The 11,498-nt window shown below is 44.7% G+C and carries 6 protein-coding genes; all 6 read left to right on the forward strand.

Going from position 1 to position 11,498, the window contains the following annotated elements; genetic code table 11:
* The coding region (locus tag BLQ17_RS20665; protein WP_176761326.1) for a transposase at positions 1-345 on the forward strand (345 nt) is incomplete at its 5' end.
* A 441-nt stretch (positions 346-786) separates the two neighbouring features.
* The gene (locus BLQ17_RS20670; RefSeq protein WP_092226037.1) at positions 787-2,172 is read left to right on the forward strand and encodes a sigma-54-dependent transcriptional regulator; all 1,386 of its coding nucleotides are present in this window, start codon (positions 787-789) and stop codon (positions 2,170-2,172) included.
* Between the two features lie 350 nt (positions 2,173-2,522).
* Positions 2,523-5,477 (forward strand): PAS domain S-box protein, encoded by a 2,955-nt coding sequence (locus BLQ17_RS20675; RefSeq protein WP_176761366.1) that lies wholly within the window; start codon positions 2,523-2,525, stop codon positions 5,475-5,477.
* A 43-nt stretch (positions 5,478-5,520) separates the two neighbouring features.
* Entirely contained in the window at positions 5,521-7,776 is a 2,256-nt protein-coding gene (locus tag BLQ17_RS20680; RefSeq protein ID WP_092226039.1) for a histidine kinase dimerization/phospho-acceptor domain-containing protein, read from the forward strand.
* A gap of 42 nt (positions 7,777-7,818) precedes the next feature.
* Positions 7,819-8,901 carry an HD domain-containing phosphohydrolase gene (locus BLQ17_RS20685; RefSeq protein WP_092226040.1) on the forward strand — a complete coding sequence of 361 codons (1,083 nt, stop codon included), beginning with the start codon at positions 7,819-7,821 and terminating at the stop codon, positions 8,899-8,901.
* A 267-nt stretch (positions 8,902-9,168) separates the two neighbouring features.
* Positions 9,169-11,064: a response regulator gene (locus BLQ17_RS20690; RefSeq protein ID WP_092226041.1), complete on the forward strand. Its 1,896-nt coding sequence runs from the start codon at positions 9,169-9,171 to the stop codon at positions 11,062-11,064.
* Positions 11,065-11,498 lie beyond the last annotated feature (434 nt).

The raw sequence follows: 11,498 nt of genomic DNA on the forward strand, positions 1-11,498 counted from the left end.
ATAAAATTCCTCAAGCGCCTTATTGCCAATACCGACAGGCCTGTTTTCCTGATTCTCGACAACTGCTCTGTCCATCGTTCGAATGAAGTTCGTCAATATGTGGAAAGCACCAACGGGAAGTTGAGAATTTTCTTTCTTCCACCATACGCACCAGAGCTAAATCCTGATGAGCATGTATGGAATTACCTGAAAAATCATAATATTGGTCGTCAGACCACCACCAGTGCGTGGGATCTGTATAAAAGAATTATGAAGGTGATGCGCTCACTTCAGCGCAGTCCCGAGATAGTAAAGTCGTTCTTCCAGCATCCATGGACGAAATACTCGCTCGTGTCTACTGATTAACGTTCGCATTAATAATACATTGTGGCATCAACCAGGCATAACAACTGGAACACAAAAACCTCGTTACAACATTCCCCCCCCTTGTTATCATTCTGAAAATATGTCCCTACGTAAAGATCCCAATAATAGTGCGGTCAAGGAGCTTATTTAAGTATCCGCCGGTTAATATCTGCATCCGGAATATTAAGATTTTTCACCCTGTTTTTAGATAAACTACGGTAAGGTATTTTAGTTTTCACCATTTTCGATTATGCTTATTCGCAAAATGCGAATACCATCTCTTTTTGTCATAATACGATATATGAAATATCATAAACCGTACTGAATATTTCACTGGTCTGGTGCCCTCCATAATCGAGCCATCTTAGGACGGACATCCAACTTTATAGCGGTTGGCGGCAACGCCTTTAATTTTGTTTAAAAATTGCGAGTAATGGCAATATGCCTGATGCTGAAAACAAATTTACCATTCTGGTCATAGACGATGAGATTTCCATTCTGAACTCCTTGCAGCGTTACCTGGGGCGACAAGGGTATGATGTATTGCTGTCAGAGAATGGTCAAACAGGTATTTCCCTGTTGGAGCAAGAGAGGGTCGATTTAATATTGCTCGACTTGAAAATGCCGGGAATGGATGGTTTTGAAGTCCTTGAAAAGGTAAAACATTCCAGGCCCGATCTGCCGATTATTATTCAGACTGCCCACGGTGGAGTGCCGGAAGCTGTCAAAGCGGTTCAAAAAGGAGCTATCGATTTTCTTGTCAAGGGAGATTCTCCCGAGATATTAAAAAACAGGGTAGCCCAAGTATATGAACATTGGGTGCTAAGACAGGAAAACAATAAATTAAGAGAGATTAACGAAAAGAATTTTGAATTCGAAGGACTTATTGGCGAATCATTCGTTATGCAGAACCTGAAAAAAATGATTGTAAGGGTCGCCTTGACAAACTCTACAGTTTTAATTCAGGGAGAAAGTGGAACCGGCAAGGAGTTGATTGCCAGAGCTCTGCACTGTCAATCGGACAGGAGGGATAAACCTTTTATTCCTGTTGATTGTGCTTCCATAAGCGAATCGATTTTCGAATCCGAGTTTTTCGGCCATAGAAAAGGTTCTTTTACCGGTGCCAATAAGGAATTTCAAGGTATGATCAGATCCGCCGACACCGGCACGCTGTTTCTTGATGAGATCGGAGAAATGCCCTTGTCAGTGCAGGCCAAACTTTTACGTACACTTCAGGAGCGACAGATACGACCGGTCGGTTCCACAAAATTTCACGACATCGACGTCAGGATTATTGCCGCTACCAACAGGAACCTGCTCAATGAAGTGAACGCTAAAACATTCAGGCAGGATCTCTATTATCGTCTCAATACGATTACCTTGACAGCTCCGCCTCTGAAGAAAAGGGACGGCGATATAGAGCTGCTTACCGAATATATTCTTGAGCAATATTCTGCTGATCTGGGCCGACCGATAACCATTACCGAAAATGCCCTGCAAAAACTGGTCAACCATACATGGCCCGGAAATGTCCGCGAATTGGACAATACCCTGAAAGGAGCGGCTATCTTATGTGAAAGTGGCGTTATCGACGAAACGTCTCTGCAGCTTAACCCGGACTGCGAAGACAACCCTGAAGGCAGCAGCGACAATGTGAGCGACAACGTAAAATCCCTGATCGATATGGAGAGAGAAGCAATCGAGAGAGCGATTGAGCTCGCCCACCATGACCGGACAAAAACCGTTAAAATACTAGGTATTTCGGAAGCAACACTGTACAGGAAAATAAAAAAATACAACCTGAAAGTAAGACTGGTCAAAAATTGAGGTCTGGTTCAGACTCTATACGTAATTCCGGATAATGCCTACACACTTTATGCCACAATAAAACGTACGTTGACAGTAGACGCTATTTTGTCGATTTTTATTAATATTTCAATAAACTATTTACATTGGACTTAATATCGAAAAAACCGTCCTGTTTGGTTACCGGATTAATAAATGGTTTTTTCCATACCAATAGCAGGTTAATTGGCAATATCCGCAGACAAACATTTGCCGAGAACATGACGAATTGCCAACCCTGATAGTTACCACAGATAACAGCAATGAAGATAACCTCTAATATAAAAAAAATTGTTTATACCTTACTGTTTCCGGGAGGGGTAATTCTGTTTATGCTATGTCTCTTGTTGCTCCCGCCCCCCCCTGGTCAGACCACTGACCCTCTGTTTTTTCATCTATTCATTACATACCATGTCATCTGGGTTATCCTGCTCTTTGCTCTTATTTTTTTTATATCCCTCACCTGGAATACCATTGCCAAAAGAAAAGCCATCGAAAAGGTGCACAGCGAGTGGCAGGCAGTAACAAAACAGAGGGAGTTGCTGCTGGAATCGGCTGGAGAAGGAATAGTGGCAGTCAACACCGATGGAAAGATTACCTTTTTGAACTCTGCCGCCCTGTCAATGCTGCAATTTTCAAGAGACAACCTGCTTAACAGTGATTTCCCTAAGCTTGTTCACGAACCAAACTCAACCAATCTGTCACCATCCGGTAACCATCATTGTCAATTTTTGCGGGCCGTAACCGAAGGCATCCGGGTTGATAACGGTGAAGGGGCCTTCCTGTGTAATAATGGTACCGTAATGACTATTGAATATAGTTGCAGATCATTTGTCAATAGTGACGGACATCGTGAATCCGTGGTCACTTTTCACGATATTTCAACAAGGATAGAGAAAGAAAAAGAAATCCGGCGATTAATCTGCGCAGTGGAACAGAGTCCTGCAACAGTTGTTATTACGGATAGTGAGGCTACCATTGAATACGTTAACCCTAAATTTATCGAGGTAGTCGGTTATAGCGCAGAAGAAGCTATCGGACAGAATCCCAGGATACTGCAAAGCGGAGTCCATTCGAAGAAATTCTATAAAACCATGTGGGATACCCTGCTGCAGGGAAAAGAATGGCGAGGTCAGCTCTGCAATCGCAAAAAAAACGGGGAACTGTTTTGGGAACAGGCTGCTATTGCGCCAATAAGGGACAAATCGGGTACAACGACGCATTATGTTGCCACCAAGGAAGATATCACCCAACGCAAAAAAGTAGAACAAGCGCTTTTAGAAAGCGAAGAGCGGCTGGAACTTGCGTTGAATTCGGCCCAACTCGGTCTTTGGGACTGGCAACCGGACACAAATGCCGTCTATACCAACGATATCTGGCAGATCATGCTCGGTTATGACGCGGATGAAGATTTAGGAAATTCGGTCGAAAAATGGAGTTCCAGGATCCACCCGGGTGACAAAGAAGAGACATTGACAATATTACGCGCCCACCTCGACGGCAAAACCGAAGGGTACCGCAGCGAACACAGGCTACGCTGTAAAGACGGCAGCTATAAATGGATTCTCGATATTGGCAAAATAACTGAGACAAACCATGACGGACTACCCTCCAGAATGGTCGGTATCCATGTGGACATAACGGAGTTGCACCGGCTCCAGGACGAATTGGTGGCGGCAAGGGATATTGCCGAGACGGCAAATCGAGCCAAGAGGGATTTTCTTGCCAACATGTCCCACGAAATACGAACCCCCATGAACGCGATAATGGGGCTTTCCCATCTGGCCTTGAATACTGACCTTGATGAGAGGCAGCGCTACTACATAAGCAAAGTGTATCACTCGGCCGAGAATCTTCTGGATATTTTAGGCGATATTCTCGATTTTTCAAAAATTGAGGCGAACAAGCTCGAGCTGGAAGACAAACCTTTCAATCTGGAGATTATTTTTGAATACATAGCCAGTGTCGTCGGGGTTAACGCCGAAGAAAAAGGAATATCGTTATATTTTGACATTGAACAGAGCCTTCCGCTATCTCTGGTGGGCGATGAAATACGGCTGAAGCAGGTTTTAGTCAATCTGGCTAATAACAGTGTAAAATTTACCGAACGTGGTGAAATTTTTATACAGGCAGGTGTTGAGAAGGAAACAGACAAGGAGGTTGTGCTGCACTTTTCTTTAAGCGATACCGGCATCGGCATGACTATTCAGCAGCAGCAGATGTTATTCCAGCCGTTCACTCAAGCTGATTCGAGCACTACCCGGCTGTTCGGTGGAACAGGGCTTGGACTGGCTATAAGCAAGACAATAGTCGAAATGATGGGCGGCACGATCTGGGTGCGGAGTACACCGGGACTGGGCAGCACTTTCCATTTCACCGTACGACTAAAAAAACAGGAAAAAGAGGACAGTTACCAAACAACCATCACCGAACAGATGGCCGGAATCAATGCCCTTGTGGTCGACGCCTCTTCTACCTCCTCCTCCATTCTCCTGAAAATGATGCGAGAATTTGGCTGCTCTACGGCCCTTGCCCAGTCTCTTGACGAAGCAAGAAATACAATTGAACACAACAAGACGACTCCCGCCTTTAATCTTCTGCTGCTTGATAAAAAGACATTAAACGAGGAACACCAGACCTCTTCTGCCCAACACTTTTTCGAAAAAACATTACCGGAAATGGGACAGAAAGCCCCGGCTGTTATCTTTTTGTCTACATCTGAGTTCGATACATCCATCCAGATTGCGTCTTCCTGCTCCGCAAATACAGTGGTGCCAAAACCAGTTATTCCGTCCAGGCTGGCGAAAACTATAGCCGATGTTATGGGGTTTGAGCAGACTGCAGCCGGAGAGATTTCCAAGGACATCATCAACACCACCGAAGATCTGGTCCCGCACCTGAGAGGTGCACGAATACTGCTTGTGGAAGATAACCCCCTTAACCAAGAGCTCGCCAGTGACATGTTGACGCAGAAGGGGATTCATGTCGAGTTGGCTGAAAACGGCCGACAGTGTCTGGATAAGTTAGATAAAATTGCTGTAGACGGCATCTTGATGGATTGTCAAATGCCGGTTATGGACGGATACGACACGACCAGAGCAATACGCAGGCTGGGAGATTATGATGAGTTACCTATTATTGCTCTGACAGCCGATGTAACCGACGAGGCAAGAAAAAAAATATTTCACGTCGGCATGAACGATTTTATCCTTAAGCCGTTCAAGATGAAACAGCTTTTTATCACCCTGGCCAGGTGGATTGATTGCAGTGACCAGCGAGACAAATAAAAACCGCTGGGAAAAACACATATAATCGAATCTGAGGTGAAGCATGAGTAAAGAAGTAGAATTTCCATTGAAAAGAATCGTCTTTCTGGAATTTTGTAAGGCTGCACTGATGCCGCTTTTTTTTATTGAATTGGCGCTGGTACTGCTCTACTTCATTATCAATTCGTACAATCACAATAGCGCTGTTGCAACCCTGGAAACTGAGAGTATTTCACACCTCGACGAACTTGTCGGGACCCAGGCGGATATTTTCAGTCAGGAACTGAAAAGTATATCCGAACTCGGGGTGCTGGTCCAAAAGGAGACTACCGTTTTTTTTAACCGCCTTGAAGAATTGTCTCCCCAAAAATCTCAATATGACAATTACCTGTTCGCCGATAACGGGGTTTTTTACAAAACCGTCAATGACGGCGGAGCAAGTCTTTATTACTCAAACCTGGTGAAACTCAGCGATTATGAAAAAAAGAAGGCGGTTGCCAGTGAACAACTCGACGGGATTTATAAGCATACCTCCGAGGCAAATGAGAATATTGCGGCAATTTACATCAATACATTTGACTCCATGAACAGATACTATCCGTTCATAGAAGAGGTATATAACCAATACATGCCGAACATGGATATCCCGAAATTCAATTTTTACTATCTGGCTGATGGTAAGCATAATCCCTCACGGGGAGTCGTATGGACAGACGCCTATCTGGATCCGGCCGGAATGGGATGGATGATGTCCTGCATTGTACCGATCTACACCGGGGATTTTCTTGAAGGTGTCGTCGGCTTAGACGTTACTATTGATAAATTTTTACAAAATATTCTTAATATGGAGCTCCCATGGGGGGCGCAAGCCTTCCTGATCGATGCCAAAGGTACCATCATGGCAATGCCTGCGGAAGTGGAAAAACTCTTCGGCCTTACCGAGCTACGGACGCATATTTATAAGGCACAGGTTGAGCAGGATACCTTTAAACCGCAAGAATTCAACCTCGCTAAAACCCCTATTTCCGGCGTCGCCAATGCAATTGAAACTATTCTCACCAAGGATCAGTCGGTTGAGGAATTGAGTCTGAATGGCCAAAAATACCTGCTGGCCCATGCGACCGAACCGCAAAGCGGATGGAAGCTCATAGTGCTTGCCGATAAATCGCGTATTCTGGAACCCATAACAAGAATGAAACACAAGGTAAAAACCATAGGTTACCTGGCGATAGCCGGCATGGCAGGGTTTTATATTTTGTTCCTTTGCTATCTTCTTTACAATGCACGGAAAATTGCCAGCCAGATCTCACTGCCAGTGGTGGACATTGCCCAGAGGAGTATGCATATTGCCAAAGGCAATTACGATGCTGCCCCTATAAAGTCGAACATAAAAGAGCTTGTCATTCTGAATAACAACTATAGTGTCATGGCCGGAGAGATCAATAAACTCAACGGTGAGCTGCGGGAAAAAATCCGCAAGGCCAACAAAGAGATCGAGGTGCGCAAACTGGCGGAACAGGCGCTTCGCAGCAGTGAACAGAGGCTGCGGGTGGCCAAAGACAGAGCGGAGTCGGCCAGCAGGACCAAGAGTGCCTTTTTATCGAACATGAGCCACGAATTAAGAACCCCGCTTAATCACATAATCGGTTTCAGTGAACTGCTCCTTGATCAAAGTTTCGGTGAACTCAACACCCGGCAGAAAAAATATTCATCCAACGTCCTGACGAGCAGCAAGAGATTGTTATCACTGATCAACGATGTACTCGACATGGCCGGTGCTGCGAGAGGTGAACAAGAACTGGAACATTCCATCTTTACCCTGCACCCCCACCTTGAACACAGCATGGTCATGGTAGGCGAGAAAGCGAACAAGAAAGATATTGTTCTCCAGCTTCATGTTGAGGCTGTTCCTGTCAGTATCAACGCTGATGAAATCAAGCTCAAAAAAATCCTGTACACCATTCTGTTGACTGCAGTAAATTTCTCTGAGAAAGGAGGACTTGTGTTGATGGTGGCTGAAAGTGTCGACTGTGACACTTTGCAACCGATCTATAATATAGCCACACCTGATAGTAATTGCTTGAAAGTATCTATCAAAACCAAGCGATGCAAAATTAGTCCATCGGACCGAAAACGGATGGCTGCGATTTTTGATGGAACCGACGATAGTTTCGACAATTTTGACGAAACCTTTGGCATGGGATTTTCCTTGACAAAATTCTACATCGAATTACATGGAGGCATCATCACGATGGAACATAGTGATGACAACGCGGAAATAGCTTTTATTTTCACTATTCCCTACTGCCAGAACAACTGACATGATAACTCGATAAAATCTCCATCTTTTCTATAAAGATAAATGAAAGAATCAAAAGCGAAAGTGCTGATTGTCGACGATGAGCTGCTAAACCGGGAACTGCTTGAGGATTATGTGGAACTCCTCGGGTATGAGGGAGAAAGTGTTGCCGGTGGAGAACAGGCACTGCAAAAGATTCGCACCCAGAAGTACGACATGGTTTTGCTGGATGTCATGATGCCCGGATTCAATGGTATCGAAACCACCAGGAAAATCAGGGAAGACTACAATCCCGTCGACCTGCCGATTATCATGGTGACCGCCCTTTCCGGCCGGGACGATCGGCTGAAAGCTGTTGAGGCGGGTGCCAACGACTTTATTGTTAAACCGGTGGATAAAACAGAGCTGAATGTGCGAATCTCCTCACAGCTGAAAATAAAAAATCTGCACGATGAGTTAATAAGGCATCAGCACCATCTCGAGGAGCTGGTCCAGGAACGTACAGTTAACCTGAAACTGGCATTGAGTGAAGCAGAGCGTGCCAGACACAAAACGCAAAGGGCCCATCTGGACACAATCCACCGATTAGGGGTCGCTGCCGAATACAAAGATAAATGCACTGCCGACCATATTAACCGGGTAAGTTATTTTTGCAGAATAGTTGCTGAAAGCATCGGTCTGCCGGAGACCGAAATTGAAGTAATTACTGCGGCAAGCCCCATGCACGATGTCGGAAAAATAGGCATTCCCGATTCCATCTTGTTAAAACAGGGCCCACTCACCAACGAAGAGTGGGAAATAATGAAAAAACATACCCTGATCGGCGAACAGATTCTCAAACACTCAGATTCGCCGCTGCTGGTAGCCGGCGCCGTCATTGCTGCCACTCACCATGAAAAATGGGATGGCAGCGGTTATCCGTATGGACTTGAGAATGAAGATATTCCTATCCTGGGCAGAATATGTGCCATTGCCGACGTCTTCGATGCGCTCACAGACTCCCGTCCTTACAAGGACGCATTCTGCGCAAACAAGGCCCTTGAAATAATAAAGGAGGGGAGAGGGTCCCATTTCGACCCACGACTCGTCGACGCCTTTGTAAGAAATTTCGATAAAATTATGGCCGTAAAATTGCAAAAAAATTAAAGACGTATCGACCGCATCACAAAAATTTCGTTGCCCGCCAGAATATGCGTGAACCATGTTTCCTGCTAACATAAAACATCCTGTTTTCAAATACTTACCCAAAACACTTTGCATTATAAAAGCACAAAAGGGAGACAGAGTTCCACCCCATCCTTTCCATGGCCCAAACCTGTCTCCCCGATGAGCCTTTACGGAATTATCTTGTATCTCTTAATAACCATAACCGTAATATCATACAATTAAGGTATACATCAGCTACGAGATCATATGAAGCTGGAAAAAGACAAAACAATGCAACAGCGCATATACAGCCGAATCCAGTCTGAACGTATTCGCCTGGTGTACAAATCGACACTAATGGCTATTATCGCCTTTGTCGTTGCCGTTATTTTCCTAATCTATCTTGTGAAAGATTCCCTTCCACCCGGGCTCATCACCGTTTGGGGAATGTTCATGGTTTTCACTGCTCTTTTTCGATTAGTTCTCTATAGTGTCTACTTAATAAAAAAAAACCAATATGAAGACATGGTCTACATCAGGTGCAATATCCTTGTCGCGGCCATGACCGGGCTTGGATGGGGAAGCTGCGCTTTTTTCTTTTTTCCCTTTCTCTCGATCGTCGAGAGTTGCATTGTAACATTGATTATCACTTCATACTTGGCTGGCGGTTTAACCACCCTCTTCCCGTTCGTATCCACCTTTTCCTTTTTCTTTTTTCCCGCCTCTATTCCCCTGATTTTCAGATTATTTGATATGGGGGGGAAAATCGGACTCTCCCTGGGATTGATGCTGATTGTTTTTGTCATTTTCGTTACAACAGCTTCTTCCCGGCTTCGCTCCCTGCTGAAATCATCTCTATTTTTACGCTTTAACAATGAGTATCTCGCCAAGCAGCTGAAGGCTGAAAAATCAATAACGGAACAGCTGAACTCCTCGCTGGCTACAGAAGTGAAAGAGAGAAAAAAAACGGCTTCACGGCTGGTTACCGCCCGCAAAGAGGCTGTCAAGGCTAATGAGGCAAAGAGTGAGTTTCTGGCAAACATGAGCCATGAGATTCGCACGCCGATGAACAGTATCATCGGGATGACTTTTCTGGCCCTGCAGACCGAGTTAAGCAACAAACAACGGAAATATCTAACAACGGTCCACAATTCAGCTAAAGATCTACTGAACATTATCAACGACATACTCGATTTTTCCAAGATTGAGGCAGGAAAACTTGAGATTGAATCAGTAGGGTTTCGCTTTGTCGATATAATTGACAGCCTGAAAAGCACTACCGAACTTAGAACTCAGGAAAAAAACATAACCCTATCAATCACCATAGACCCGCACATCCCCCCCAGAGTCAAGGGAGACCCTTTACGCCTTGGCCAGGTCTTAATTAATTTAACCAACAACGCCATCAAGTTCAGTAAAGCAGGAAGCTCCATATCACTCAGTGTCACCCTGCTGAAAGAGCGGAAAAAAAAGGTGATGCTGCATTTTGCGGTGAAAGATCAGGGGATAGGTATGTCCCATGGTCAGCAAAAGAAAATATTTAAGAGTTTCAGCCAGGCAGACTCATCAACAACCAGGAAATATGGAGGATCCGGGTTGGGCTTGGTTATTTCCAAGAAGATCGTCCAGATGATGAATGGTGAAATATGGGTAGAGAGCGAGCTTGGTGCAGGCAGTATTTTCCACTTTACCGTTTTACTGCGTAAAGAAAAGGAGGCTCCGGCTCCGATTTCTTCACCCGGGATTCCTGAAAAAAAATTGGTCTACAAGGCGTTGACAAAGCTTCGGGGCACTAAAATACTCCTAGTTGAGGATAACGAACTTAACCAGGAGTTGATGCAGGATCTGCTAGGTATTGAAAAAATTATTGTTACAACGGCCTCTAACGGTCAGGAGGCGCTTGATCTTCTAACCAGCCAATCGTTTGACGGGGTCTTGATGGATTGTCAGATGCCGGTTCTTGATGGCTATGAAACAACCCGCCTGTTGCGCCGGCAACAGAAATTCCGGGATCTGCCGATCATTGCCATGACGGCCAACGCGATGATTGGTGATAAAGAGAAAGCGCTTGCTGCAGGGATGAATGATCATATCGCCAAACCAATCGAGCCCGACGAAATGTTCCTGACCATGGCTAAGTGGATGTCAGCCAATAATTTATAATATAATCCCTACTTGAAAGTTGCCACCGGTAAAGGTGGTACCGTTAAACCATTTTGTACGTTTATCTCTTACTAAAAAACATCGCACAAAGCATCAGCAGGGGGAAGCTTTGTGCGATGTTAAAGCAATGAATGACCGAAACGCCAAGGTACCTACACTGCTTTAGAGCTATTGACAAGCTATCCTGATTGTTTTCGAAACGGTTGGCTCACCGTTTGCTTTTCAGACATTTACCTGCGATCATTGCCAAATCCCATCAAACATAAATTCAAAAAAAACGAGGATTTCCTTTTCGGTGTAGCCTGTACAACTCGCAAATGTTTCAATTCCCAGAAAATCAGACTCTGTAAATAATTCTGTGTAACTGCCATTTCTCATATCTCAGAAAACCGGTCTTCATATTCAATGAGAAAACGGTTCATAGCCGGTTTCCA

Origin of the sequence: Desulforhopalus singaporensis, assembly GCF_900104445.1 — a bacterium.
GTDB lineage: Bacteria > Desulfobacterota > Desulfobulbia > Desulfobulbales > Desulfocapsaceae > Desulforhopalus_A > Desulforhopalus_A singaporensis.